General features: G+C 71.5%; 21 protein-coding genes. 8 read left to right on the top strand and 13 right to left on the bottom strand.

Features of this window, described 5'->3' with window-relative positions:
* Positions 1 to 14 precede the first annotated feature (14 nt).
* From GA0074692_RS02940 to GA0074692_RS02955, 4 genes are all read left to right on the top strand, one after another.
* Complete coding sequence (locus GA0074692_RS02940; protein ID WP_091639062.1) at positions 15 to 2,561, top strand: sensor histidine kinase; 2,547 nt, start codon at positions 15 to 17, stop codon at positions 2,559 to 2,561.
* A gap of 91 nt (positions 2,562 to 2,652) precedes the next feature.
* Positions 2,653 to 3,078 (top strand): roadblock/LC7 domain-containing protein, encoded by a 426-nt coding sequence (locus tag GA0074692_RS02945; RefSeq protein WP_091639064.1) that lies wholly within the window; start codon positions 2,653 to 2,655, stop codon positions 3,076 to 3,078.
* A 6-nt stretch (positions 3,079 to 3,084) separates the two neighbouring features.
* Positions 3,085 to 3,471, top strand: a complete 387-nt coding sequence (locus GA0074692_RS02950) for a DUF742 domain-containing protein (protein WP_091639067.1) — start codon at positions 3,085 to 3,087, stop codon at positions 3,469 to 3,471.
* Positions 3,452 to 4,042 (top strand): GTP-binding protein, encoded by a 591-nt coding sequence (locus tag GA0074692_RS02955; protein ID WP_091639069.1) that lies wholly within the window; start codon positions 3,452 to 3,454, stop codon positions 4,040 to 4,042. The genes GA0074692_RS02950 and GA0074692_RS02955 overlap by 20 nt, the downstream gene beginning before the upstream one ends.
* Before the next feature lie 27 nt (positions 4,043 to 4,069).
* Here GA0074692_RS02955 and GA0074692_RS02960 read toward each other — a convergent pair whose 3' ends face one another.
* From GA0074692_RS02960 to GA0074692_RS02995, 8 genes are all read right to left on the bottom strand, one after another.
* Positions 4,070 to 5,299, bottom strand: a complete 1,230-nt coding sequence (locus tag GA0074692_RS02960; protein WP_091639071.1) for an ATP-grasp domain-containing protein — start codon at positions 5,297 to 5,299, stop codon at positions 4,070 to 4,072.
* Positions 5,296 to 6,720: an MFS transporter gene (locus tag GA0074692_RS02965; RefSeq protein WP_091639073.1), complete on the bottom strand. Its 1,425-nt coding sequence runs from the start codon at positions 6,718 to 6,720 to the stop codon at positions 5,296 to 5,298. The genes GA0074692_RS02960 and GA0074692_RS02965 overlap by 4 nt, the downstream gene beginning before the upstream one ends.
* Positions 6,717 to 7,874 (bottom strand): AMP-binding protein, encoded by a 1,158-nt coding sequence (locus GA0074692_RS02970; RefSeq protein WP_091639076.1) that lies wholly within the window; start codon positions 7,872 to 7,874, stop codon positions 6,717 to 6,719. The genes GA0074692_RS02965 and GA0074692_RS02970 overlap by 4 nt, the downstream gene beginning before the upstream one ends.
* Complete coding sequence (locus tag GA0074692_RS02975; protein ID WP_091639078.1) at positions 7,871 to 8,869, bottom strand: ATP-grasp domain-containing protein; 999 nt, start codon at positions 8,867 to 8,869, stop codon at positions 7,871 to 7,873. Before GA0074692_RS02975 ends, GA0074692_RS02970 begins: the two co-directional genes overlap by 4 nt.
* Positions 8,866 to 11,232, bottom strand: a complete 2,367-nt coding sequence (locus GA0074692_RS02980) for an alpha/beta fold hydrolase (RefSeq protein WP_091639081.1) — start codon at positions 11,230 to 11,232, stop codon at positions 8,866 to 8,868. Before GA0074692_RS02980 ends, GA0074692_RS02975 begins: the two co-directional genes overlap by 4 nt.
* Before the next feature lie 46 nt (positions 11,233 to 11,278).
* Entirely contained in the window at positions 11,279 to 11,965 is a 687-nt protein-coding gene (locus GA0074692_RS02985) for a class I SAM-dependent methyltransferase (protein ID WP_091639084.1), read from the bottom strand.
* Positions 11,966 to 12,219: 254 nt separating this feature from the next.
* Entirely contained in the window at positions 12,220 to 15,078 is a 2,859-nt protein-coding gene (locus GA0074692_RS02990; protein ID WP_091639086.1) for an aconitate hydratase, read from the bottom strand.
* Positions 15,079 to 15,337: 259 nt separating this feature from the next.
* Positions 15,338 to 16,009, bottom strand: coding sequence for a C39 family peptidase (locus GA0074692_RS02995; RefSeq protein ID WP_091639089.1), 672 nt, complete (start codon positions 16,007 to 16,009; stop codon positions 15,338 to 15,340).
* Between the two features lie 541 nt (positions 16,010 to 16,550).
* Here GA0074692_RS02995 and GA0074692_RS03000 point away from each other — a divergent pair.
* The gene (locus tag GA0074692_RS03000; protein ID WP_091639091.1) at positions 16,551 to 16,925 is read left to right on the top strand and encodes an ArsC/Spx/MgsR family protein; all 375 of its coding nucleotides are present in this window, start codon (positions 16,551 to 16,553) and stop codon (positions 16,923 to 16,925) included.
* A gap of 198 nt (positions 16,926 to 17,123) precedes the next feature.
* Here GA0074692_RS03000 and GA0074692_RS03005 read toward each other — a convergent pair whose 3' ends face one another.
* Together GA0074692_RS03005 and GA0074692_RS03010 are read right to left on the bottom strand one after the other, a co-directional pair.
* Positions 17,124 to 17,786 carry a C39 family peptidase gene (locus GA0074692_RS03005; RefSeq protein WP_091639094.1) on the bottom strand — a complete coding sequence of 221 codons (663 nt, stop codon included), beginning with the start codon at positions 17,784 to 17,786 and terminating at the stop codon, positions 17,124 to 17,126.
* Positions 17,787 to 18,173: 387 nt separating this feature from the next.
* Complete coding sequence (locus tag GA0074692_RS03010; RefSeq protein ID WP_091639097.1) at positions 18,174 to 18,362, bottom strand: hypothetical protein; 189 nt, start codon at positions 18,360 to 18,362, stop codon at positions 18,174 to 18,176.
* A gap of 19 nt (positions 18,363 to 18,381) precedes the next feature.
* On the opposite strand from GA0074692_RS03010, the gene GA0074692_RS03015 reads away from it, so the two are divergent.
* The 3 genes from GA0074692_RS03015 (at position 18,382) to GA0074692_RS03025 (ending at position 20,535) form a co-directional block, all read left to right on the top strand.
* Positions 18,382 to 19,149, top strand: coding sequence for a hypothetical protein (locus GA0074692_RS03015; RefSeq protein WP_091639099.1), 768 nt, complete (start codon positions 18,382 to 18,384; stop codon positions 19,147 to 19,149).
* 37 nt (positions 19,150 to 19,186) lie between these two features.
* Positions 19,187 to 19,576 carry a hypothetical protein gene (locus GA0074692_RS03020; protein ID WP_091639102.1) on the top strand — a complete coding sequence of 130 codons (390 nt, stop codon included), beginning with the start codon at positions 19,187 to 19,189 and terminating at the stop codon, positions 19,574 to 19,576.
* A gap of 275 nt (positions 19,577 to 19,851) precedes the next feature.
* Entirely contained in the window at positions 19,852 to 20,535 is a 684-nt protein-coding gene (locus tag GA0074692_RS03025; RefSeq protein WP_091639104.1) for a cellulose binding domain-containing protein, read from the top strand.
* Positions 20,536 to 20,617: 82 nt separating this feature from the next.
* Here the strand turns inward: GA0074692_RS03025 and GA0074692_RS03030 are convergent, their stop codons facing one another.
* The 3 genes from GA0074692_RS03030 to GA0074692_RS03040 are packed head-to-tail and all read right to left on the bottom strand — an operon-like array spanning position 20,618 to position 25,766.
* Entirely contained in the window at positions 20,618 to 21,931 is a 1,314-nt protein-coding gene (locus GA0074692_RS03030) for a M50 family metallopeptidase (RefSeq protein ID WP_091639107.1), read from the bottom strand.
* Positions 21,931 to 23,010 carry a thiopeptide-type bacteriocin biosynthesis protein gene (locus GA0074692_RS03035; protein ID WP_091639110.1) on the bottom strand — a complete coding sequence of 360 codons (1,080 nt, stop codon included), beginning with the start codon at positions 23,008 to 23,010 and terminating at the stop codon, positions 21,931 to 21,933. The genes GA0074692_RS03030 and GA0074692_RS03035 overlap by 1 nt, the downstream gene beginning before the upstream one ends.
* A complete protein-coding gene (locus GA0074692_RS03040) occupies positions 23,007 to 25,766 on the bottom strand; it encodes a lantibiotic dehydratase (protein ID WP_141725117.1) in 2,760 nt (919 codons plus the stop codon). Before GA0074692_RS03040 ends, GA0074692_RS03035 begins: the two co-directional genes overlap by 4 nt.
* Positions 25,767 to 25,797 lie beyond the last annotated feature (31 nt).

Below are 25,797 nucleotides of genomic sequence, written 5' to 3' on the forward strand. Positions count from 1 at the left end.
GCCAGGACGGTGTAATGGGTTCCCGCAGCACGAATCTCCGTACGAAAGTCATCGCACTGCTCGCGTCGCTCGTCGCGCTCTGGGCCTTCGCGGCGTGGGTGACCGTACGGGACGGCTTCAACCTGCTCGGGGTCCAGACCCTCAACACCCGGATCTTCGCGCCCAGCGAGCCGATGCTGCTGCAGTTGCAGAAGGAACGTCGCCTCTCCCTGGCGTACCTGGGTCGGCCGGAGGCCGGGCAGTTGGAGGCGCTGCGTGCCGAGCGGGCCCGCACCGACGAACTGGCCCGTGAGTTCGAGGAGTCCGCGACGAACTGGCGGACCGAGATCTCGGCGAGCACCGAGGTCGAGCACGCGGTCCGTGACGTGCTCGCCGGGCTGGACGAACTCACCCGGACCCGGACGGCGATCGACGACAAGAGCATCGACCGGACCGCCGCCCTGGCCTCCTATGTGGAGGTGATCGACTCGATCTTCCGGGTCTACGACGAGCTGGGTGGTGTCGACGACCGACAGGTCGCCCACGACACCGCCGCCCTGATCGAACTCAACCGCGCCCGGGAACTGCTGTCCCAGGAGGACGCGCTGCTGCACGGCGCCCTCGCCGCCGGTCGGATCACCAGCACCGAGCAGGCGCAGTTCGCGCAACTGGTCGGCGCGCAGCGGCACGTCTCGACCAGCACCATCAGCGCCCTGCCCGCAGCCGACCGCAACCGCTTCCAGCAGATGTCCCAGGGGGAGGCGTACCAGCGCCTGCACACCATGGAGGACCGGGTCATCCAGGCCCGCAACGCCGAGTCGCTCCCGCCGGTCGAACTGGACGCCTGGCGCGCTGCGGTGGATCCGGCGTTGCAGCAGCTCAACGGCGTCGTGGGCGCCGGTGGTGAGGACGTGGTGGACCGGGCCACGCCGGTCGCCATCGGCGTCATCACCCGACTGGTGCTGGCCACCGGTCTGGGTCTGCTCGCCGTCATCGCCTCGATCATCGTCTCGATCTCCACCGCCCGAGCGCTGCTCGCGCAACTCGAGCGCCTGCGGGAGGCCGCGTTCGCGCTGGCCAAGGAGCGGTTGCCGAACGTGGTCGAGCGGCTCGGTCGGGGCGAGGAGGTCGACGTCGCCGCCGAGGCACCCCCGCTCCAGTTCGGCGACGACGAGATCGGTCAGGTGGGTCAGGCCTTCAACGTCGTACAGGAGACCGCGATCCGGACCGCCGTCGAGCAGGCCGACCTGCGGCGCAACGTCCGTGACGTCTTCCTCAGCCTGGCCCGGCGGACCCAGGCCCTGGTCCACCGGCAGCTCACCCTGCTCGACGCGATGGAGCGGCGGGAGAACGACGCCGAGGAGCTGGAGGACCTCTTCCGGGTCGACCACCTGGCCACCCGGATGCGGCGTAACGCGGAGAACCTCATCGTCCTCTCCGGCTCCACCCCGGGTCGGGCCTGGCGGCGCAACGTGCCGATGGTGGATGTGGTCCGGGGTGCGGTGGCCGAGGTGGAGGACTACACCCGGGTCAACGTGCTGCCGCTCGGGGCGGTCTCGCTGGCCGGCCGCGCGGTGGGTGACATCATCCACCTGCTCGCCGAGCTGATCGAGAACGGCCTCTCGTTCTCCCCGCCGCACACCTCGGTCGAGGTCCGGGGGCAGATGGTGGCCAACGGCTTCGCGCTCGAGATCGAGGACCGTGGCCTGGGCATGACCGAGGAGGACCTCGCCGCTGCCAACGACCGCATCGTCGACCGGTCGGAGCTGAACCTGGCCAACGCCACCCGACTCGGCCTCTACGTGGTGAGCCGGCTGACCGAGCGGCACGGGATCCGGGTGCACCTGAAGGAGTCCCCGTACGGTGGCATCACGGCGGTAGTGCTGATCCCGCTGGGTCTGGTGACCGCCGACGAGGAGGAGCCGGGCACCCCCGGTGCCGGTGAGGTCGAGTCGCCGCCCGAGCTGTCCGCGCCGGCCGCGACCGGTACCGAGCGGCCCGGTCCGCGTCCGGTCGCCCCGGTCGCCCCGATGGCCCTGGCCGAGCCGGTGCCGCCGCGGCCGGAGCCCGAGAGCACCGGGGACGGCGAGCCACGCCAGCTTCCCAGCCGGGTACGGACCACGCCGGAGCGCCCCCGGGCGCCGTACGACACGCCGACCGAGGACGAATCCGGCCTGCCGACCCGGGCACGGCGCTGGCCGGGTCAGTCGGCACTGGACGGTCCGACCTTCCCGACCGGCCTGCCGGTGGCCGTGCCGCGTACCGAACCCGAGCGGAAGGTGGAACACCACGGCGGCCCGACCCCGTGCCCGGCCGCCGAACCGCCCCGGACCGACTCCGGCCTGCCGCTGCGGGTCCGCCAGGCGAACCTCGCGCCGGAGCTGCGGGACGAGCCGCCCGCCGTGGACACCCCCGAGGACGACGAGGCGGTGCGCCCGCCCGAGCAGGTCCGGCGGATGATGAGTTCGTACCAGACCGGCACCCGGCGGGGCCGTACGGACGCGGCGCGGCTGTTGGGCGGCCCGGCGCGCGGTCCGGAGCCGACGGACACGCCGGACGGCGAGGATCGGCAAGCGACGTGAGCGGGGGCGCGGCGGCGGGTGATCCCGCCGCCGGCCCGACAGTGAGCCCCAGACGAGCACGGCGAGCAGCCGGGGGAGAAGAGGACGACGAGTGGCCCAGAAGACGGCTTCGAGTGCTGACCTGACGTGGTTGTTGGATGATCTGGTCGGCCGGGTGACGCAGGCCGAACACGCTATCGCTCTCTCCACGGACGGCCTGCTGATGGCCTCCTCACGAGGGCTCAGCCGGGACGACGGCGAACACCTGGCGGCGATGGCGGCCGGCATCCAGAGCCTGGCCCGGGGGGCGGGCAAGCGGTTCGGCGGCGGGCAGGTGCAGCAGACCATCATCGAGATGCAGTCGTCCTTCCTGTTCGTCACGGCGGCCGGGCGCAACGCCTGCCTCGCCGTGCTCGCCTCCGAGGACGCCGACGTGGGGCTGATCGCGTACGAGATGGCCATGCTGGTGACCCGGGTCGGCAAGTACGTGGCCTCGCCGACCCGGTCGTCGGAGCAGTCGACCACCGCCGAGAAGTAGCCCGTGATGACCGTTATCGGGGGGCCGATGGAAGAGCAGTGGGTGGACGACCACGCCGGGCCGGTGGTCCGGCCGTACGCGGTGACCCGTGGACGGGCCCGGCCGGTCACCGGAACGTTCGACCTGATCTCCCTCGTGACGGCGATCCAGTCGGACGTCACACCGGAGGCGGGTCTCGGGCCGGAGCACCTGGCGATCGTCGGACTGTGTCAACGGATGCAGTCGGTCGCGGAGATAGCCGCGCACCTCGACCTGCCGGTGGGCACCATCCGAGTGCTCCTGGGTGACCTGGTGGCCCGCAACATGGTGCAGGTCCGTGAGCCGCGGGCCACCAGCGGCCTTCCCGACGACAGCATTTTCGAGGCGGTTATCAATGGACTACGGGCACTCTGAGCAGCCGACGGTGCCCACCGCGATCAAGATCCTGATCGCGGGTGGTTTCGGCGTGGGCAAGACGACCATGGTCGGCGCGGTGAGCGAGACCCGACCGCTGCGGACGGAGGAGGTCCTCACCGAGTCGGGCGTCGGCATCGACGACCTGTCCGGGGTGGAGGACAAGGTGACCACCACCGTGGCGATGGACTTCGGCCGGATCACCATCAGCGAAGACCTGGTGCTCTACCTCTTCGGCACGCCGGGCCAGGACCGCTTTTGGTTCGTCTGGGACGAGCTGGCGCTCGGGGCGATCGGGGCGGTGGTGCTCGCCGACACCCGCCGACTGGCCGACTGCTTCCCCTCGATCGACTATTTCGAGGGGCGGGGCACCCCGTTCGTGGTGGCGGTGAACTGCTTCGAGGGCGCCCGCCGGTACCGGCTCGACGAGGTGCAGGCGGCGCTGAACCTCGACTCGGACGTGCCGGTGCTGCTCTGCGACGCCCGGCAGCGGCAGTCCAGCAAGGACGTGCTCATCACCCTGCTCGAGCACGCCATGAAGACGCGGGCCGCGCGCGGCAGCGCGGGGTGACCCCGGGCCGGTGACCGGGACCGGGGGTCACCGGGCGGGCGTGGTGGTCAGCCGGTAGCAGTCGATGGTCCGGCGTACGTCGCACCGCACCGTGGCCTCGTCCGGGCCACGGAACCGGAAGGTGCCGCCCACGTGGAGGTAACCTCCCGTACCGTCGAAGACCTCACCGACCTCGGGGACGACCTCGGCGTAGATCCCGTCGACCACGGCCCGGGGCGACGTGCGCGCGACCACCCGGCTGGGTAGCGGGCGCGGCTCCGGGAAGATGAGCCAACCACCCCCGGCGGGCTCGGTGTGTGCCGTGGCGGGGGTGGCCGGCGGGAGCCCGACCGTCAGGCGGAACGTCTCCGCGAGCAGGTCGATCCCGAACAGTTCCCGGTGCAGGTCCGGCAGCGGTCCGCCGCCGGGACGCAGCCCCACCTCCAGGAAGACCAACTCGTCGCCGGGGGTGTGGAACAGCTCCAGGTGGAACGGACCGTCCGCCAGGTCGAGCGCGTCCAGGCACCGCGCGGCGAAGTCCGTCGCCCGGTCGCGGAGTGGGCCGTGGTCGAGCAGCACCGAGCCCAGCGGCGCGCCGTTGGCGAAGGCGAAGCAGGTGTTCACGTAGGCCGAGGCGCTCACGAAGTGGAAGCGGCCGTCCACGCGCACCCCGTCGACGTGCAGCACCCGGCCCTCGACGAACTCCTCGCACTCGTGCGCGGCCAGGTCCAGGCCGGTCAGGGCCGCGGTCAGCGCCTCGACCGTGTCCACCCGCCGCACCCCGGCGGAGGCGACCCCGGCACGCGGCTTGACGACGACCGGCAGGCCCAGCGTGGCGACGACCTCCTTGGCGAGCAGCGTCGGGTTCGTACCGGGCTCGAGTTCCACGAACCGGGGAGCGCGTAGTCCGGCCCCGGACACGCGCTCCTTCATGTACGGCTTGTCGCGGAAGCGCCGGACGAACTCGTGGCTCCACCCGGGCACGCCGAGCGCCTCCCGGAGCCGGGCGGCGGTGAGCAGGTCCATCTCGGAGATGCCGACGACGCCCGAGAAGGGCCCCAGCCGCCCGGTCAGCGCCCGGGCCGCCGGCAGCACCGTGTCCAGGTCGAGGTCCGCCACCACGACGGTGTCGAGAGCGTTCGCGGTGTCCAGGACGGACGTCCCGGCAGCCAGGGTCAGGTAGGCCATCCGTCCCTCGTCCGGCCGGAGATACCGGTGGTACTCCCCGAACTCGTTGCCGAACCGGTTGAGGATCAGGTAACGCGGTACCTCGCTCATGTCGGAGCGGCCTCGGTCGGGGCGGTCTCGGCTGGCGCGGCGGCGTCGGCGGGTTTCGCGGACCGTTCGGCGGCCAGGCAGACCAGCGCGCCGACCCCGGCCGTGCCGACCAGGAGCAGCAGAACGTCGCGGATGGTGCCGACGGTCGGTACGGTGCCGCCGCCCTCCTGGAGCACCGCGCCCATCACGGCGGTGCCCACCATCGAGCCGATCTGCATCGACGTGACCAGCACACCGGCCGCGCCACCGGCGGACTCGGGCCGGACCCGGTGCAGCGCGACGGTGGCCAACGGCGTGAAGAGGAACGCGTTGCCGGTCCCGACCACCACCATCGGCCCGACCAGTCCCGCCCAGCCGGCCCCCGCCCGGACCTGCGTGAACGTCCAGAGCAGGCCGGCGACCGTGGCGGCCATCCCGAAGAACAGCAGGTGCTTGCCCTCGACCTTCTCGGAGAGCTTGCCGGCCACCGGATCGAACGCGACCGAGAAGACCGACGCCACCATCAGCAGCAGCCCGGCCCGCCAGGCGCCGAACTGCAACACGGACTGGAAGGTCACCGAGAGCACCACGATGAGTCCGATCACGGTCAGCGAGACCACGACCGAGAAGACGTTCATCACTGCGAAGTTCCGGTCCCGGAAGAGCGCGAACGGCACCAGCGGTTCGCGGTCCTGACGTCGCCGTTGCTGCGCCAGGAAGACGGCGAAGAGCACCAGCCCGGCCGCGATCACCGCCCAGATGCCGGCGTTCCACGAGTAGCGTGCGCCCTGACTGACCCCGAAGGCCAGCAGGAGCAGGAAGGCCGTGGCCAGCACGACACCGCCGACGTCGAGCCGGTGCTCCTTCCGGCCCCCGGTCGCCGGGATGGTCGCCGCGGCGAGCAGCAGCATGACCACGCCGATCGGGATGTTGACCAGGAACACCCAGCGCCAGTCGAGGCTGCCCACCAGGAGACCGCCGACCACCGGGCCGAGCACCGCCGCCGAGCCGCCGACGCCGCCCCGGATCCCCAGCGCCATGCCGCGCCGCTCCGGCGGGAACGCCTCGACCAGCAGGGCCATCGTCTGCGGGACGAAGAGGGCCGCGCCCACGCCCTGGATCGCGCGGGCGGCGATGAGCTGGGTCGGGCTGTCGGCCAGGCCACCGGCGAGGCTGAAGACGGTGAAGACCGTGACACCGAGCAGGAAGATGCGCCGGCGTCCGTAGAGGTCACCGAGCCGACCCGCGGTGATCAGCAGGGCGGCGAGCGCGAGGATGTAGCTGCTCAGCGCCCAGACCACCTGGTCGAGGGAGGCGTCCAGGTCCCGCACGATGTCCGGGATCGCGATGGCGAGCACCGCGATGTCCAGTTGGGACATGAAGTACGCCAGGCACAGGACGGCCAGGATGGCCCACGGGTTGCCGCGCAGTCTCGTCGTCATCGGTTCCGCCAGATCATCGGGGGCACCTTGTTGGTCCGTGCCACGCGGTGCAGCCGCTCGACCCGGTCGACCGTCACCGCCTCCGGATAGGTCTGCAGGATCAGCGGCAGGTCGTACCAGCTCCGTACCAGCCGTTCGCGGACCCGGGCGGGATCGGCGTCCCCGGTGAAACGTACGGCCACCTGCCGTACCGAGTGCCGTGCCTCCGGGCTGCGGGTGAGGACGAGTTGTGCCTCGGTCACGCCGGGATTCTCCCGTACGCCGGCGAGGATCTCGTTGATGCCGAAGAGCGAGCCGTACAGTTTGATGGCGTCGTCGGCGCGCCCGACGACCCGCAGCGCCTGCGGCCGCCCGCACCGGCACGAGGCGGCAGCGACCCGGTCGCCGAGCCGGTAGCGGACGGTTGGCACGGTCCACCCGTCGCCGACCCGGGACAACAGGGCCCCGTCGTCGTCGAGTTCCAGCAGTTGGTCCGACATCAGGTGCAGGACCGACAGGTCGCAGCCGGGGTCGTTGGTGGCGATGACGAAGGTCTCCACCGATCCGTAGTTCGCCCAGAAGCGTGCCTGCGGGAAGGCCGCCCGTACGGTCGCCTCCTTCGCCGGGGTCCACGGCTCGGCCATCCAGATCACCCGGCGGACGTCGAGGTCGACGCCGTGGTCGAGTACGCCCTGTGCCAGGTCGGCCAGCGCGGTGGGCGTACCGGCCAGCGCGTCGACGCCGACCTCCCGGAAGATCGGCAGCCAGTCCGCGACCTCGTCCGGGCCGTACGGCCCGGCGGGCAGGACGTGGCACCGGCTGCGCTCGGCGAGGGTCTGCATGTAGTAGTGCGACGCCCACAACCGGCCCGGGGTGAAGAGGTTGAGCAGCACGTTTCCCGGTTCGAGAGGACGCCAGACGGCGCGTAGCCGGTCGATGGCCTGGTGGTGGGCGACGAAGGTCAGCTTCGGTCGTCCGGTGGTGCCGCCGCTGGACATCACCGCGGCGCCACCGGCGGCGCTGAGCTGCCGCGACACCGCGAGGATCTCGGCCGGGCCGGTGACGGCGAGGTCGGTCAGCCCGGTGACCGAGTCCGGTACCGGCGCCCCGCCAATCGCGGCCAGCTCCTTCGCCTGGACCAGCAGCGCCTCCCAGGGCAGCTCGCCGATGGTCATCGACTCGTCCGGTCGGCCAGCCAGCGCGCGTGGCCCCGCTGGTACGCCCCGAACCGGGCGGTGACCAGGGACCGGGCGACGACGTCCTGCTCCGCGTCCATGGAGAACCCGATCGCGCCGTCCACCTCGATCTCGGAGAGCCAGAACCGCTCGCCGTCGGAGATGAAGTCCACCGAGAAGTACGGCGTGGGCAGGCGCTCGGCCAGGTAGGTGATGGTGCTGTCGAGTTCGGCCGGCAGGTCGGTGAACCCGCGCTCGTGCCGACCGCCCACAGTCTTGGTGACCATCAGGCAGTAGCCCTCCTTGGTGCCCTGCAACACGGTGTGCGCCCGCCCGTCGACCACGTAGACCCGGGTTTCGCGCGGGTCCTTGAGGTAGGGCTGGGCCACCAGCGGCGTCTCGGCGCCCCCGGCCAGGCCGATCACGCCGCGCAGGTCGTGCACGTTGTACACCACCGAGATGCCGAGGCCCATGCCCCAGTTCGCCGGCTTGATGATCATGGGGTAGTCGAGGTTGGCGAAGGCCTCGTCGTAGTGCCCGGTCATCGCCTCGCGCCCGCTGGCCACCCGCACCGTGGGCAGCGGCGGCACCGGGCTCTGCGCCAGGTGTACGACGGTCGCCAGCTTGTCCTCGCCGAGGTAGGTCAGCCAGGGCGGGATCGGCAGGTAGAAGCCGAGCGTCTCCAGGACGGTGAAGAGGTAGAGCTGGTTGGCGACGTCGACCACCTGGTGCGGCAGGGAGTAGATGGCGGTGACGAAGATGGTGTCCTCCGGCGTGACCCGCTCACCGTTGAGGAACACCCGGGGCTGCCGGGGGTCGGTGCCGTCGACCGCGATCTCGTCCGGTTTGTGCAGGCTCATCCGGAGCCCGAGCGTGGCGGCGATCTCCCGGTAGGCGCCCCAGACGCCCTGCTCCTCGTAGTCGCGCTGCCAGGCGGTGCCGCGGTCGGGGTAGATCCAGCACAGTCTCGTCGCGGGGCTGGGCGATGTGGTCAACGAGTCTCCTTGACGAAGTCGCGGAGGACCGAGGTGAACTTCTCGGGCTCCTCCAGGAACGGCATGTGCCCGCTGTGCGCGAAGGTCTCCAACCGGGCGTCGGGCATGGCCTCGTGCAGCCACCCGCCCACGTCGGTGGGGTAGACCTGACTGCGTGCCCCGTGGACCAGCAGGGTGGGCAGCGTCGTCGTGGTCAGCTGCTCCCGCCAGTCCCGGGTCAGCACGTCGAGCCAGAGCGCCAGCACGGAGACGGCCGAACAACTCCTCGTCTCGGCCATGAGCCGCTGGAGCGTCGCCGGGTCGGGCTCGGTGCCGGCCGCGAAGGAACCGCGAACCAGGTTGTCCAGGAAGCCCTGCGGATCGGCCCAGATGGCCCGCTGGGTGTGCACCGCGCCGGCTGCGTCGAGGCCGCCGAAGGCGGCGTGGGTCCAGTCCGCGTCGGCCAGGATCCGCGGCGACATCTCGACCGAGACCAACCTGGACACCCGGTCGGTGCCGAACAGGTCCAGGTAGGTCCAGGCGACGCCGGCGCCGAGCGACCAGCCGACGAGCGTCACGTCCCGCAGCTCCAGGCGGTCGACGACGGACCGGACGGACCGGGCCGCGTCGTCGATGGTCCAGCCCGGCGCCGGATCGGCGGTGCCCCCGTGGCCGGGCAGGTCCACCAGCACCACGTCGTGGTCCTGGCTGAGGTCCGCCGCCACCTCGTCGAAGTACGCCGAGGTCATCGCCAGGCCGGGAACGAACAGCAGGGTCGGCGTCCGACTCAGTCGACGGTGTCGGATCAGGTTCGCACTCCGGTCTGCGGGCACGACGGTTTCCCCTTCCGGCGGTTCCCCGGTCGGCGCGGACACCCACTGGCGGCGCAGGAGCGACTTGTGCGGCTTGCCGACCGCGGTGTAGGCGAGGGCTTCCACGAGGTGGATCGGGCCGGTCAGGCCGTGTCCGTCGAGCACGGTCCGGATCGACGCCTCGACCTCCGTCCGGGCCGTCTCCGGCGCGGGCCGGGCCACGATCACGACCTGGTTGCCGTACGCGCTGGGCTCGACCGGCAGGGTGACCGACTCTCGTACCGGGCAGCGCTGCTGGATCTCCTCGTCCAACATCGGCGCGAGCAGCAGGCCCTCCCGCGCGGCGAGCGCCTCACTGACCCGACCCAGGATCCGGTACGAGCCGTCGGCGTTGCGTTGGGCGACGTCGCCGGTCCAGTACTCGCCGTCGCGGAAGGTCCGCGCGTGCGCCTCGGGATTGTTGAGGTAGCCCTCGCTGGTGTACGCGGACCGCAGCACCAACTCCCCGACTGCATGCCGGGCTGCGCCCGAACTCTCCCCGACTGCATGCCGGGCTGCGCCCGAACTCTCCCCGACCGCGTGCTGGGTCGTCGGGCCGCCGTCCGGCATCGGGTCGAGCCGGGCGCTCACCCCCCGTACCAGCGACATGTCCGCGTCGGTCTGCACCGTGTCGGTTAGGTTCACCGCGGCCAGGCCGAACTCGGTCGATCCGTAGAGCTGCCGGATCCGGACCCCGAGCACCGCGTCGCAGTCCCGGATCACCTGCGGGCTGACGTAGGTGCCGCCGCAGAAGGGCAGCCGCAGCGAGCTGACGTCCGCGTCGCCGTGCTGCCGGGCCGCCTCGATGAGCTGTTCGTAGTGGCGCGGCAGCGCACTCAGCACGGTCGCCCCGCTGTCCGCCAACGCACGTAGTTGCTCCGCCGGGCCGGCGTGCGGGTCGCCGAGCACGAGTTCGCCACCACCGAGCAGGGCGGCGAAGACGTGCAGGTCCGTGGCGTGCGCGACGTCCAGCGGGTGACGGCAGAAGAAGACGTCCTGCGCGGTGAGACCGGTGTGTCGGATCCACCGGCGTCGCTCGGCCACGAACTTGTCCTGCCGCCAGGACATCATCTTTGGGAAGCCGGTCGAGCCCGAGGTCCACAGCAGCCGGAAGCGGCCCCGGTGGGACGGGCCGGGCGTGTCCGGCAGCGGGTCGGCGGTGAGCAGGTCGGCGAGGTCCAGCACCCGGGTGGTGCCGGGCAGGGGAGCGCGGCGGCCGTCCGCGACGACCACCGTCGGTCCGGTCAGGTCCAACGCCGTGCGTACGTCCTCGGCGCTGAACTCGCGGATCATCGGCACGTAGGTCGCCCCGAGCCGGGCGACCGCCAGGATCAGGGCGACGTACCCGATGCTGTTGTCCATCGAGACCGCCACCACGTGGCCGTCGCCCACACCAGCCCGGGCCAGGCCACCACCCACCCGGTCGGCGAGGGCGCACAGGTGGGCGTACGTCGCGGTGTCGCCGTCGGTGGTGCGGACCGCAGAAGCCTGCGGATCGCGGCGGGCGACAGCGCGCACGGCGTCGTAGAGCACGGCATTCCCCCCTCGATCGGTGCTGGTACGTCGCGCGGAGCCGGCGCTAGGCGGGCGCCCAACCCGCGTAGGTGGCGAACCGCCAGTCCTTGACCAGGCAGTCGACCTGGGCGAAACCGGCCTCGCGCAGCCAGCGCAACTGGCTGTCCAGGTCGGCGCAGATGTCGTGCTTCATGCGCTCCCGACCGGCCGCCCACTCGTCGGGCGGGGTGTCGGAGTCGACGACGTGCCGTTCGTGGCGTTGGTCGTAGACGGCTTCGAGCGCCGGGAAAGGGGCCAGGATCTGATCGACGTTGACGAACACGCCACCGGGGCGCAGCGCGCCCAGGATCCGCTTGAAGAGATCCTGCTTGTCGGTGTGGGGCAGGTGGTGGATCGCCAACCCGGAGACCACCGCGTCGAAGGGTTCCCCGGGCAGGGGCTGGGTGAGGTCGGCGACCCGGATCTCGATGTTCGGGTCACCAATGAAACGCTGCCGCGCCTTGGTCAGCATGAGTTCGGACCGGTCGACCAGGGTCAACCGCGCATTCGGCAGGCTGCGGCGCAGGATGGCGCTGAGCAGGCCGGTTCCGGCACCGAGGTCGAGGATCCGGCCGTCGGCCGGGACGTTCGCCGTGACGGCGGTCACCGCGCTCGAATAGAGCAGGTCGAACGAGGGGATGAGCTGACGTCGTAGTCCGTCGTACGACTCGGGATCCCACAGATCCTTGTCGTTGGCGGGCGGACGGGACATGCGGCAGCCTCCTTGTGGGAGCTTGTGCACGGGGTTCGGCCGCAACGGCCGGTGATCGCGTGGTTGCGAAGGGCATCGTGACATGGCCCGCCGGAGATCAGAGCCCCCGGATCGGCAGACGTTATTAAATCGAAATATTTACATACGATGGCTGCTGTGAGGGCTTTCGTCTACTTTGGACACCCGCCCCAAAGAACGGCCCCCGTCTCGTCGGGAACGACGAGACGGGGGCCCTCAGCAGCGAACGGGTACGGCTAGCTGGCGATCATCCGGCGCAGCACGTACTGGAGGATGCCGCCGTGGCGGTAGTAGTCCGCCTCGCCCGGGGTGTCGATCCGGACCACGGCGTCGAACTCCAGGCCGGTGTCGGTGGTGACCTTGACGGTACGCGGGGTCGCACCGTCGTTCAGCGCGGTCACCCCGGCGATCGAGAAGGTCTCGGTGCCGGTCAGGCCCAGGCTGTCGGCGGTCTCGCCGGCCGGGAACTGCAACGGCAGCACGCCCATGCCGATCAGGTTCGAGCGGTGGATCCGCTCGTACGACTCGGCGATGACCGCCCGGACACCGAGCAGCATGGTGCCCTTGGCCGCCCAGTCCCGCGACGATCCGGAGCCGTACTCCTTGCCGGCGAGGACCACCAGCGGGACGCCCGCCTCCTGGTACGCCACCGAGGCGTCGTAGATCGAGGTCTGCTCACCGGTCAGGTGGTTGACCGTGACGCCACCCTCGACACCCGGGACGAGCTGGTTGCGCAGCCGGATGTTGGCGAAGGTGCCCCGGATCATCACCTCGTGGTTGCCCCGGCGCGAGCCGTACGAGTTGAACTCGTGACGCGGCACGCCGTGCTCGGCGAGGTACGTGCCGGCGGGGGAGTCGGCCTTGATCGAGCCGGCCGGGGAGATGTGGTCGGTGGTCACCGAGTCGCCCAGCTTGGCCAGCACCCGCGCGCCGTCGATGTCGACGACCGGCTTCGGGTCCTTCTCCATGCCCTCGAAGTACGGAGGCTTGCGGACGTAGGTCGACTCGCCCGCCCAGGCGAAGGTGTCGCCGGTCGGGGTAGGCAGCGACTGCCAGCGCTCGTCACCAGCGAACACGTCCTCGTACGCCGCGCTGAAGCCGGTCGCGCCGATCGCCGAGGCGATGACGTCCTGGATCTCGGCGGTGTTCGGCCAGATCTCCCGCAGGTAGACCGGGTTGCCCTGGCTGTCCTCGCCGATCGGCTCGTTGGCCAGGTCGATGTCCATCGTGCCGGCGAGCGCGTACGCCACCACCAGCGGCGGGGACGCCAGGTAGTTCATCTTGACGTCCGGGTTGATCCGGCCCTCGAAGTTCCGGTTGCCGGAGAGCACCGAGACGACCGCGAGGTCGGCCTCGTTGACGGCGGCGGAGATCTCCTCCGGCAGCGGGCCGGAGTTGCCGATGCAGGTGGTGCAGCCGTAGCCGACCAGGTGGAAGCCGAGCTTCTCCAGGTACGGCGTGAGGCCGGCCCGCTCGTAGTAGTCCATGACGACCTTCGAGCCCGGGGCGAGGGTGGTCTTCACCCACGGCTTGCGGGTCAGGCCCTTCTCCACCGCGTTGCGGGCCAGCAGCGCCGCGCCGATCATGACCTGCGGGTTGGAGGTGTTGGTGCAGGAGGTGATGGCGGCGATCACCACCGCGCCGTGGTCCAGCTCGAACTCGGTGCCGTCGGCCCCGGTCACCCGGATCGGGTTGCTGGCCCGGCCGCCCGAGCCGACCGCGCCGTTGACCAGCTCGCGCGGGGCGTCGGCCGGGTCGTTCGCCCCGTCGACCGCCGGCGAGTCGCTGGCCGGGAAGGACTCGGCGCTGGCCTCGTCGGCGCGGCCCTGCACGCCGAACGGCTTCTCCTGCTGCGGTACGCCGGGCTTGCGGCCGGCGTCGCCACCGGTCTCGTCGGCGGCCACGTAGTCGGTCAGCGCCGAGCGGAACAGCGTCTTGGCGTTGCCCAGCGGCACCCGGTCCTGCGGGCGCTTCGGGCCGGCCAGGGACGGCTCGATGGTGCTCAGGTCCAGCTCGAGACGCTCGGAGTACTCCGGCTCGGCCGCCGGGTCGTGCCAGAGGCCCTGCTCCTTGGCGTACGCCTCGACCAGCGCGACCTGCTGCGCGTCCCGGCCGGTCAGCTCCAGGTAGCGGACGGTCTCGCCGTCGATCGGGAAGATCGCCACGGTGGAGCCGTACTCGGGGGACATGTTGCCGATGGTGGCCCGGTTGGCCAGCGGCACCGCGCTCACGCCGGGGCCGTAGAACTCGACGAACTTGCCGACCACGCCGTGCTTGCGCAGCATCTCGGTGATGGTCAGCACCAGGTCGGTGGCGGTGGTGCCGGCGGGCATCTCCCCGGAGAGCTTGAAGCCGACCACGCGCGGGATGAGCATGCTGACCGGCTGGCCGAGCATCGCGGCCTCGGCCTCGATGCCGCCGACGCCCCAGCCCAGCACGCCCAGGCCGTTGACCATCGTGGTGTGCGAGTCGGTGCCGACGACCGTGTCCGGGTACGCCTGGCCGTTGCGCTCCATCACGGTACGGGCCAGGTACTCGATGTTGACCTGGTGCACGATGCCGGTGCCCGGCGGGACGACCTTGAACTCGTTGAACGCGGTCTGGCCCCAGCGGAGGAACTGGTAGCGCTCCTTGTTGCGCTCGTACTCCAGCTCGACGTTGCGGGCGAAGGCGTCCTCGCGGCCGAACAGGTCGGCGATGACCGAGTGGTCGATGACCAGCTCCGCCGGGGCGAGCGGGTTCACCTTGGTCGGGTCGCCGCCGAGGTCGCGGACGGCCTCCCGCATGGTGGCCAGGTCGACCACGCAGGGCACGCCGGTGAAGTCCTGCATCAGCACCCGGGCCGGGGTGAACTGGATCTCCACGCTCGGGTTGGCGGTGGCGTCCCACCCGCCGAGCTGGCGGATGTGGTCGGCGGTGATGTTCGCGCCGTCCTCCGTCCGCAGCAGGTTCTCCAGGAGGATCTTCAGGCTGTAGGGCAGCCGTTCGTGGCCGTCCACCTTGCTGATCTTGAAAATCTCGTAGCTCGCGTCTCCGACGCGTAGCTGGGTCTTCGCACCGAAGGTGTCGAGGCTCGCCACGTCGTACTCCTTCACACCAGCGACCGTGAGTAGTCCTGAGCAGTCTGTCGCACCGCTCGGGGTGCCGCCCTGGTTAGGCAACACTTACCAGCGATTCCGCAGTCCTACAAAACCGTACGTCCGTCTTGCTATGAACGCAACCGCGCCCCAACCCCTGAGACAGCAAGCCCCCACCCCGCAGCGCAGCCCCGTTGGGGGTGGGGGTGGGGATTCGGGGAGACGACGGCGGGCCGGCTCCCTGTTGCAGGGGGCCGGCCCGGTCGTGTTGTTGTCGTCAGGCGGAGTAGCCGCGGGTGGCGGTCCAGTCGGCGAGGTTGTCGGTGGTGATCCAGTAGGAGGACTGGTCGGGGTTGGCGGAGTCGGAGATCTTCACGGTCTCGCCGCCGTCACGGTATCCCACGACGCTGATGTAGTGGCCGCCCTCGAAGGAATGGACGCCGCCGTCGGTGTCGGTGGCGGTGCCGGCGATGTTCGCCACGATGCCGTGTCCGTTGTCGACGGCCTTGATCACGTCCTTGCGGAGGGTGTCGGTCTGCTTGTCGTCCGCGGTGGGAGTGGAGATCTCCACGGTGCGGAAGGTGTCCTTACCCGCCTTGACGTTCAGCGCCTTGGTGATCTGATGCGCCGAGTCGGTGCCGTTCTCGGTGGTGCCCATCTCGCGGGCCATGTCGTCCTGCGAGACGTTCTTGTCCATCGTGGTCAGCGCGTTACGCGCCGCGGCGGGACCGCAGTAGAAGAAGTTCGGCTGGGCCTCGTAGCGGACCCGCAGTTCCTTACCACCCTTACCACCACCGTCACGGTCGTGGCCGCGGTCAGTGGTCACCGAGGCGGTCGGGGCGTGCGTGCTGGCGGGGGCGGCGAAAGCAGTGGCCGGGGCGGCCAGGGCGCCACCGACGAGAGCGGCACCAGCAGCGGTCAGAGCAGCCTTACGGATCAGCGTGGTCATGGGGGTGTCCTGCCTTTCCGTCACGGGGGATGACGCGGGGCGCGGGGACGCCACACGTACTGGGGAAGAAGATCAGGGGCACGGTCCCGGGGCCTCAGCCCGCACGGGTGTGCGCCAGCCATATACAACACCCGCGGACCGGCCCACATTCCACGAGCCGGGCGCCGGCCTGCACGGCACACACAACACCGGCCCGGGAGCCGGCGTGCACGACGCCAGCCGGAGCCAGCGCGCATGACGCCGCCCGGGGTGCCGGCATGATGACGCCGGTCGGGGTGCTCGGGGGTGAACCCTGTACAACACCCCCACCCCCAAGCCGATTCCCGCCCCGCCCCGCCCGGCCCCGTCCTGCCCTGCCCTGCCCCGTCGATCATGGAGTTGTGGTGCCACGTTTGGCGACGATTGCGAGGTTTGGGCGGTACCACAACTCCATGATCGACGAGGTGGCGAGGTGGCGAGGTGGCGAGGTGGCGGGGTGGCGGGGTGGCGGGGGTGGGAGGGGAAGGGGGAAGGGGGAAGGGGGTCTGTCACGATGCGGGGTATGGAGATGTGGCACAACCCGTCCTGTTCGAAGTGCGTTGGTGCGCGGGAGACCCTGGACGCCGCGCGTGTGCCGTACCGGCTGCGGGCCTACCTGGAGCAGCCGCCGAGCGCGGCGGAACTGACCGAGGTGCTGCGCCGCCTCGACGCCCGGCCGTGGGAGATCTGCCGGCTCGGCGAGCGGGCCGCCGTCGATCGCGGCATGGCCGACTGGCCGCGCGACGAGGCGTCCGTACCCCGCTGGATCGAGGCGATGGTGGCCGCACCGGAGCTGATCCAACGGCCGATCCTGCTGCTGGACGACGGCGGGGCGCTGGTCGGTCGTACGGCCGAGGCGTTGGCCGAGGCGGTGGACCGGGCCGACACGCCAGGCTGACGGGCTGGCGGGCCGGGACATACGGCGACGGGCCCACCCGACGGGCTGGCGGGCCGGGACATACGGCTACGGGCCGATACGACAGGCTGGCGGGCCCGGACATACGGCTACGGGCTGGCCCGATGGGCTGACGGATCCGGACACACGGCAACGGGCCGGCCCCCAGGTGTGGGGGCCGGCCCGTTGGTCTGATCACGGTCAGGCGGAGTAGCCGCGGGTGGCGATCCAGTCGGCGAGGGCGTCGGTGGTGATCCAGTACGAGGACTGGTCCGGGTTGGCGGAGTCGGAGATCTTCACGGTGTCGCCGCCGTCGCGGTAGCCCACGACGCTGATGTAGTGGCCGCCCTCGAAGGAGTGGACGCCGCCGTCGGTGTCGGTGGCGGTGCCGGCGATGTTGGCCACCACCGCGCGCCCGTTGTCGACGGCCTTGACGACATCCTTGCGCAGGGTGTCGGTCTGCGCGTCGTCGGCCTTGGCGCCGGAGATCTCGATGGTGCGGTAGGTGTCCTTGCCGGCCTTGATGTTCAGCGCCTTGGTGATCTGGTGGGCGCTGTCGGTGCCGTTCTCGGTGGTGCCCATCTCGTGGGCCAGGTCGTCCTGGGTGACGTTCTTGTCCATCGTGGTCAGCGCGTTACGCGCCGCAGCCGGACCGCAGTAGAAGAAGTTCGGCTGGGCCTCGTAGCGGACCCGCAGTTCCTTGCCGCCCTTACCGTGGCCGTGGCCACGCTCGGCGTTCATCGTCACCGGCTTCGGGTTCGCGTCGACGGCGGCGCTCGCGGCGACCGGGCCGGCGATCATCCCACCGGCGAACACGGCGCCGGCAGCGGTCAGGACGGTCTTGCGGAACAGATCGGTACGCATGTCGTCACCTCTCGCTCGGGGGACGCGGCACCCGGGGGGATCCGGGGGTGGGGCGCCACGCGAGGAAGGGGTTTCGCGCGTCGGAGAGCCGGAGGGCGTCTCCGATCGGGGTTCCGGGAGATGTAACCAACCCGCCGGGCCGGCCATTCCGGCCCCACGAGGTCGGGGGCGGCATACCGTGAAGGCCGGGGCGGCACCCCTTGAGGTCGGGGCTCGGGCGGTTACCCCCTGTACAACAGCCGCGGGGTCGCGTCCATGCCCGCCGTACGGTGACCGGGGTCACCACCGGGCGGCGTGAACCGGACAAACAACCCAGGCGGCCAGACCTCCCTACCGTTGGACAAACCGCCCGAAGACTGGCCCGCGAATACACCGAGCGGTGCGGTGTCAGCTTTCGTCGTCCGCCGGTGCGGTCCCACTGGCCTTGGCGTGTCGGTCGCGCAACCGGGTCCGGATCTCCTCCGGGGTGTACGCCCGGCGCCGCCGCTCCGCGCGGGCGACCACCACGCCGGTCGCCGCGACCCCGACCACGCCGGCCAGTCCGAGGAGTTTCCACCACTGCATCCGTTGCCGCATGGGCCTAGGGTAATGCGCCATGAGTATCAGCCTGGACGAGGCGGTCGAGCTGACCCGGACCGGCGACGTGTGGGTGTTCCGGGGGCGGAGTGTGCCGGACCGGGCCATCCAGCTCACCACCAACAGCCCGGTCAACCACGTCGGCATGGCGGTGGTGCTGGACGACCTGCCGCCGCTGATGTGGCACGCCGAGCTGGGCCGCTCCCTGCCGGACATGTGGACCGGCACCCACCAGCGTGGCGTGCAACTGCACGACCTGCGCGACGCCGTCTGCGTCTGGGCCAACCGGTACGGCCAGCAGGCCTGGCTGCGGCAGCTCGAACCGCCGGCCGGGCCGGCGATGGAGGACGCCGTGCTGCGTACCGTCGCCCGACTCGACGGCACGCCCTTCCCGTCCACCGCCCAGCTCGCCTGGCGTTGGTTGCGCGGGCGGGCCCCGGCGATCCCCCGACCTGTGCTGCCCGGGTGGAGCCGCCCCGCATCCCTCGCAGCCGACGCCAAGGAGCAGCGCGGCGACGCGAGGCAGCTCGCCGCCAAGGAACAGCCCGCTGATCTCGAGGGGCAGCTCGCCGGCTCCGAGGGGCCGGGCGCCGCGCCGAACCGGTCTCTGGAGACCGCGTACTGCGCGGAGGTGGTCGCCGTGACCTACGAGGCGATGGGGCTGCTTCCGCCGGGGCGGCGCCCGAACTGGTACGACCCGGGCCGGTTCTGGAGCGGCGACGACCTCGGCCTCGATGCGGGGGCCACGCTGGGCGCGGAGATCGAGGTACGGATCCCGCCCCGGTGAGGTTTGCCCGGCTGCCCGGGCGGCAACTCCTGTCGCCGTGACAGCCTCCACCGATCTCGACCGGCTCACCGACTTCTTCGACCGGTACGGCGTGGCCCTGACCACCGGCGATGTCTCCGCCATCGCCAGCTGCTACGCCCTGCCGGGGCTGGTGGTGGCTGACACCTACAGCTTCTCGTTCAGCTCGCCGGCGGCGGTGGCACTCTCCTTCGTGGGTGCCGCACCCGACTACCAGGTCCGCGAACTGGTGGCCGCCAACGCGGTGATCCGCCGGGTGGAACCGGTCTCCCCGCTGCTGACCCTGGTGGCCGTGCAGTGGGAGTTCCTGGACAGCGGGGGACAGGCGGTGCCGGGCGAGCGTTACCGCTACCTGCTGCGCGGCACCGACGACGGGCCGGTCATCTGCACCGTCATCCGGGCTGCCTGAACCTCCGCCGGGGGCGCCGCTCCGCCGCCCGAACCCCTGCGCGGTGACGCCGCCCGAACCCCTGCGCGGTGACGCCGCCCGGATCCCTGTGGGGTGACGCCGTCCGGATCCGTGGGGCAGCGTCCCCGCAGCCCCGACGGATAGGGCACGACACCCTGGTGGACGAGGCCGTTTCCCGGTGGACACGCCCACGTGGCGGGCCGGACCCGAGTCGGACTCCGACTGGTCGTATCGGCTGGCTACGCTTCCCCGTCGGGATCCGACGAGGGAGGAACATGGCCAGCAGGCGTCGTGCGTGGAACGGGTCTGGTGCGTTCCTGCTCTCGCCCTGGGCGGTGGTGTCGGTCGGTGTGCTGGTGATGGTCGTCCTGCTGGGCATCGCCCTGGGGGCGGTCGTCGGCAACCGGTCGGAGCCCGGGCCGCCCCTGGCGACCGATCCGCTGCCGTCGGCCTCCGCGGCCTCCTTCGCCGCGTCGCGCAACGCGGCCCCGACGGCGAGCCGGACGGACCGTCCCTCCCCGACCCCTTTCGCGAGCCCGGCCCCCGTGGTGTCCCCGACCTCGTCACGCAGCCCGAGCCCGCCCGCCGAGCCGGCCGGGGCGCCGCTGCTGAGTCCTCCGCCGGCCGCGCCGGCCCCGCCGGGGCAGGTGACCGGGGTCTACCGGACGGTGACGACCTACGACAAGGCGTTCCTCGGCGAGGTGCGCCTGACCAACTCCTCCGACGTGCCCCGGAACTGGACGGTGCGGGTGGAGCTGCCCGGCACCCGTCTGGTGTCCTCCCTGGTGGAGGGGTTGGTCCAGGCGGAGGCCAGTGGTTCCCGGTCTCGCTTCACCTTCACCAGTGGCGTCGCCCTCGCTCCCGGAACCTCGGTGTCGCTGCGGTTCCACCTCTCCAACGCCGGCTCGGCCACCCGCCCGACGAGCTGCCGGGTGGACGACGTCCCCTGCGAGGGCTGACCCCGTACCCACTTCCGCGACCGCCGCCCGGGGGCTCAGCCCGCGTCGGGCGGCGGCTCGGCTGTGGGTACGGGGGCTCGGTTCAGCCCGCGTCGGGCGCGGGGCCGGCTGCCGGTGCGGGGCTGCTGGCCTTGGGGGTGACGGGCTCGGGGGTGCTGGCCTCGGGAGCGCCTTCGTCGGTGGCGGCTCGTGCCCGACGGCGGTACAGGTAGCCGATCGCGGCGACCACCAGGACCGCCTCCACCGCCAGGATGGTGACCGCCCAGAAGGGACTTGTCCAGGTCGCCAGGGACACGTACCAGTAGCGCACCAGCAGCACCAGCAGGGTCACCCCGAACAGCAGCGAGGCCAGCCCGTACGTGGCGTAGACGACCCGGTCGCGCGGCCGGTATCCGGCCACCGTCCGGGGGCCGCCGCGCAGCAACCGGCCCCAGAACTGGTACGAGTCGGCGCGCAGATCGACCAGGTTCAGCGCGTGGCTGAGCATGTAGTAGCCGTCCAGCCGCAGGAACGGCACCAGGCCGATGCTGGCGGCGGCGGTGCCGAAGAGCAGGATCGTGGCGGCCAGGTCACGCAGCACGCCGGGGTCGGCCCACAGCCAGATCGCGGCGAACGGCAGCAGCGCGAGCAGGCTCACGAAGATCCCGGCGAAGGCGGTCGCCACCCGTCGGCGCGGGGTGAACAGCACCACGTCGTCGACCTTGCAGTACGGGGCGAAGATCGGGAAGCGCCACATCATGCCGATCTCGGTGACCCGCCCGCCGAAGTGCCGGCAGGCCAGGCCATGCGCGCACTCGTGCAGGAAGACGATCGCCCAGGTGATCACCACGGCGGCGAGAATCGCGGCGAGCGGGCGATGCCCGCCGGTGACCACGGCGGTCAGCTCGGACAGGTGCAGCGCCACGTATCCGATCAGGGCCAGCACCGTGGCCAGCGCGGGGATCACGAACCACCAGGTGAACACCGGACGCAGTGCGGGCAGCACCCGGTCGAAGAGCCGTTCCGGATCGAACAGCGGGATCCGGGCGGACAACGGACCCCGCTTGGCCTTCGCCGCGCTCTCGGCGGCGGTGGCGGCGAGCCGGGCGAGTTCCGCCGGGTCGGTCGCGCCATCGAGCAGTTGCCGCCGGTGCAGCATGCCGAAGAGCTGCTGCCAGCTCTCCGGGCCGAGCCGGCGGTGGAACACCTCGGCGTATTCGGCGGCCAACTCGTCGAGGGTGCGGGTGCCGTCCATCCGGGCCAGCAGGAAGTGCTCCCGGGGACCGACCCGGTAGTACCAGCCCGTCTCCGGGTCCTTGACGTGGTGGACGAGCTTCTCCCCGCGCCACTGCCCGGGGCCGAGGACGATCCCTGGACGCAGCCGGGGCCGCGTCCAGGTGGTTTCGACCGTCGTCATCACGCGCCGGCCGGGGCCAGGTCGTCGGTGGTCTCGGCCGGGTCCCCGGGCGCCATGTCGTCCAGCAGCGCGGTGCGGATCAGGTACGACAGGTAGATCTCGTCGAGAATGCTCACGCCGAGCCGGTTGTTGGTCATGTGCACGTACGAGCTGAGCAGGATCGACATGGCCGCGTCCCGGTCCCGGACCACGGTCGGCTCCCCGCCGCCGCGCTGGAACACCAGGTCGCCCCGATCGGCGGCGGCCAGCACCCGGTCCCGCAGCTCGCGGCAGTGCGCCAGCCAGCGTCCCTCGATGCCGGTGACCGAGACGCCGGTGTCCCGGGCGGCGGCGCGGATGCCGGCGAGCCGCTCCCGCAGGGCGGCGTCCATCTTCCGGTAGCTGCTGTCGAAACTGGCGTGGTAGTCGTCGCTGGGCTCCTGGTAGGAGACCTCCCAGAACCGCCGGTACTCGTCGAGGAAGTCGGCGATGCGCCGGTCGTCGTCCAGGAACGCCGCGCACATCATCGTGGTGAGCTGCGTGGACAGGCCGAGCAGCACCGGTCGGACGTGCACGTTGGTGGTGGCGAGCAGGTCCAGCACCACGTCGCTGGAGTGCTCGAAGTGCCACTCGGCCAGCTCGATGCCGGCCGGGCCGCCGTAGCGGCTGTACTCCCGCTCGTACGCGATGTGGTGGGCGCTGTTGTTGGCCCGCATCGGCATCACGCCGTCCGGCCCGTACTCGACGTCCCAGCGCTCCTGGCCGTACTCGGCGAGGAACATCTGCTTGTAGAGACCGCCGAGCCCGTCGGCGTCCACCTCGTACAGCGCGGGGCGGCGACGCAGGAACGCCGCGAGCGCCTCGTCCACCCGGGCCCGGACGAGCGCCGGGTCGACGCCGGGGGCGGGCAGCACCCGCAGCCGCACGTGCGGCCCCTCCATCCAGTACTTGATGAAGAAGTACCGGCTGATCAGCCCCTCCTCCCGCAGTTCGTCCACCAGCGGGCGGACCCCCTCGACCAGCATCGGGTTGGCGTTGCTGGCGTAGAAGACGTGGACGCTGAGCCAACCGTGGTCCGTCGGGGACGGGAAGACAGTCACAGCTGCACCTTTCCGGCTCGTACGCCGTTGAGTTCGACGGTCAGTTCGGTGACGTGGGTGCCGGCGGGGCCGCGCAGCACCTGCTCGTCCCGGTCGGGCAGCATCTCGGTCAGCACCATCCGGCTGCCCGCTCCCCGGGCGGTGGCGTCCAGCAGTTGCAGCGAGAAGTGGCTGTCGAAGTCGACGTAGAGCGGCTTGTGGTCGGGCCGGCCGCCGGGCTGCGGCGCGTCGTCGGCGGCCGGGGTGAGCCGGGTGCCCTCCGGGGTGGCGAAGACCCGCCGGGGCAGGTTGTTCTCCCGCCGCCAGCGCTGCCAGCGCAGGAACCAGTCCGCCTCGCTCTGGTCCGGGGTGCGGGCCGGCGGCAGGAAGTCCGGGTGCAGCTTCCACATCCGCCGTTGCAGCACCAGGTCACCGTGCACGATGCGTGGGTAGCCGACCATGCCGGTGCCGGGCAGCGGCACGGTGGTGCCGGCCCACAGGTCCGGCTGGGCCATCCCCAGGTACGCGAAGGTGAGCAGCACCTGCTGCACCTCGGGCAACGCCATCGGCAGCAGGAAGCCCAGGTAGACCGGGATCACCTCGGCGTCGAGCCGGCGGGAACGCAGCAGCAGCCGGTCCGTTTCCGGGTCGTGTTCGATGCTGAGGTCGTCCATGTGGATCTGCTCGGCTTCCGGCCGGAAGCTGATCTCGCCGGGGCAGACCAGCTCGTACGGGGTGACCACCGGGTGCAGGTTGAGGTTCGTGGCGTCGTAGCCGCCCTTCAGTTCAGCCAGCACCGCGCCGGGCGGGGCGAGCCGGGTCAGCTCGGCGCGGAGCCGGCCGGCCAGGTCCTCGTCGCCGAACAGGTGCGCGAACCGGGAGAAGAGCAGGGTCATTCCGGAGTAGATCCGGTTCACCACCACCCGGTTGCGGTCGCCCTGGTCGGCGATCTGGAGGAAGAACGAGCGCGGGTCGAGCACCCCGAGGGTCTCCGGCACCATGGCCGCGACGTCGGTCATGAAGGCGTCGTCGAGGACGAGTTCCTCGGCGTCCGGCGGCAGCGCGTCGTACGCCTCGTTCATCCGGCTGGCCACCTCCAGCCGGGCGTCGTCCAACGCGGTGATCTCCGGCTGCTTGAACCAGTTCTCCTGCCGGACGTAGTTGTTCTCCTCGTCGAACGCCCGGCGGCGCATCATCCGGCCGGTGTAGTGCTCGAAGAAGTCCTGCTGGAACTCGTGGGCGAAGGTGAGCAGGTCGTCGCAGCGCCCGCCGTCGCCGTACCGGGCCCGGAAGAAGCCCTTGGTGGCCAACCGGCGGGGCAGGTTGATGTCGAAGACCGGCATGATCCGGGCCAGCGCCCGCAGGCCGGGTAGCACCTCCCGCTCCCAGCGGCCCCGGTCCGCGGTCACCGGTTCCCGGGTGGGCAGCGCGGCGTCCTCGTAGAGCAGGGTGCGCGGCACCGGGATGTCGGCGCGGCCCAGGTCGGCGTGGGCGGCGGCGAGTTCGTCGCGGATCGCGGCAAGGGCGCGCCGCCGGCCGTCCACGTCGTGTTCCGGGTAGCCGGTGGCGAGCCGGTTGGCCACGTCGACCCGTTCGGCGAGCTTGTCGGCCCAGCCCCGGCCGATGCCGTGCAGCGCCGTCCGGTAGCCGTCAACCGGGTCGTCGGCGTGGATGTCCAGGTGCAGGTTCGGCACCACCAGCAGGCCCACCCGGAGCAGGTGGTGCAGGTACTGCTCGACCTCGTCGGCGGGGCGGCCGTCGACGGCCAGTTCGGTGACCAGGTCGGCCAGCCGGCGGACGCGGCCGCCGTCGAGGGCGGCCAGGATGTCGTGCAGCATCCGGCCGGTGGGCAGGACGAACAGCGACTCGTGGATCGACTCCAGGGTGATCGCGGCGTCGCCGTCCTCGGAGGCGGTACGGCGCCGGCGCAGGTAGCGCAGCCGGCCGCGCTCGATGCGCCAGCCGGTGGTGACGGTCACCGGCAGGTCGGGGCGGAGCGTCTCGTCGGCCAGGACGATCGCCGAGAGCCGGCCCAGGGCGGCCAGGTTGAGCCGCGCGCTGCCCCGCTTGGCCGCGCCCGGGACCGGGTCGACGCCGAGCAGGGTGCCGGTGCCGTCCGCGAGGGAGCCGACGTTGACCGTGGTCAGCCGGCTGAACGGGCTGGTCTTGCAGGCGGTGCGGAAGGCGTACTCGAGCAGGGAGCGTTCCGCCCGGCGGGCCCGCTTGCCGAGCTTCGCCCCGGCGGTGAGGTAGCCGGGCAGGTACTGGTCCAGCGACGGGGACGCGAGCAGGATGCCGCCGCGCAGGTCCGGGTCGGCGGCCAGGTCCCGCAGCGTGGCCCGGCGCTCGGCCAGTTCGGCGTCGAGCACCGCCGCGCCGGCGGCCAGCTCCTGCCGGTACGCCGTCGAGGTGGCCAGCCACCGGGTGAGCAGATCGTGGGTGTCCGCGCCGAGCCGGTCGGCCGGCCAGGCGGCCGGGTCGGCGGGGCGGGGCTGGCGCAGGTTGTAGACGTCGCGCCGGAGTCGGATCAGCTTCTGCCGCAGCCCGTCGTCGTCGAGGTTGCGGGCCACCGCCGCCTGGAGCGCGTCGGCGAGTTCCCGGCCCGTCTCGCGCAGCCGGTCCTCCAGGTCCAGCACCCGGCGGGCCCAGGCGGCGGTGTGGTCGAAGGAGAGCCCGTCGGCGACCTCGATCGGCAGCCCGGCGGTGCGCAGCATGAACACCTCGGGCATCCGCCAGGTCACGGGGCTCACCGTGGGAGCGGGCAGGGTCACCGTCACGGGGTTCTCCTTCGTCGGTGCGTCGGCGTGG

Source organism: Micromonospora pallida, from assembly GCF_900090325.1.
Classification (GTDB): domain Bacteria; phylum Actinomycetota; class Actinomycetes; order Mycobacteriales; family Micromonosporaceae; genus Micromonospora; species Micromonospora pallida.

Coding starts and splice junctions, on each gene's coding strand:
- GA0074692_RS02970 (WP_091639076.1), bottom strand. CDS start 7,874: ATGACCATCGGCGAGCTGCCCTGGGAGGCGCTGCTGGTCCAGGCGAAG.
- GA0074692_RS03005 (WP_091639094.1), bottom strand. CDS start 17,786: ATGCGTACCGATCTGTTCCGCAAGACCGTCCTGACCGCTGCCGGCGCC.
- GA0074692_RS02960 (WP_091639071.1), bottom strand. CDS start 5,299: ATGAGCGAGGTACCGCGTTACCTGATCCTCAACCGGTTCGGCAACGAG.
- GA0074692_RS03025 (WP_091639104.1), top strand. CDS start 19,852: ATGGCCAGCAGGCGTCGTGCGTGGAACGGGTCTGGTGCGTTCCTGCTC.
- GA0074692_RS03010 (WP_091639097.1), bottom strand. CDS start 18,362: ATGCGGCAACGGATGCAGTGGTGGAAACTCCTCGGACTGGCCGGCGTG.
- GA0074692_RS02995 (WP_091639089.1), bottom strand. CDS start 16,009: ATGACCACGCTGATCCGTAAGGCTGCTCTGACCGCTGCTGGTGCCGCT.
- GA0074692_RS02955 (WP_091639069.1), top strand. CDS start 3,452: ATGGACTACGGGCACTCTGAGCAGCCGACGGTGCCCACCGCGATCAAG.
- GA0074692_RS03030 (WP_091639107.1), bottom strand. CDS start 21,931: ATGACGACGGTCGAAACCACCTGGACGCGGCCCCGGCTGCGTCCAGGG.
- GA0074692_RS03015 (WP_091639099.1), top strand. CDS start 18,382: ATGAGTATCAGCCTGGACGAGGCGGTCGAGCTGACCCGGACCGGCGAC.
- GA0074692_RS02985 (WP_091639084.1), bottom strand. CDS start 11,965: ATGTCCCGTCCGCCCGCCAACGACAAGGATCTGTGGGATCCCGAGTCG.
- GA0074692_RS02940 (WP_091639062.1), top strand. CDS start 15: ATGGGTTCCCGCAGCACGAATCTCCGTACGAAAGTCATCGCACTGCTC.
- GA0074692_RS02950 (WP_091639067.1), top strand. CDS start 3,085: ATGACCGTTATCGGGGGGCCGATGGAAGAGCAGTGGGTGGACGACCAC.
- GA0074692_RS03000 (WP_091639091.1), top strand. CDS start 16,551: ATGGAGATGTGGCACAACCCGTCCTGTTCGAAGTGCGTTGGTGCGCGG.
- GA0074692_RS02965 (WP_091639073.1), bottom strand. CDS start 6,720: ATGACGACGAGACTGCGCGGCAACCCGTGGGCCATCCTGGCCGTCCTG.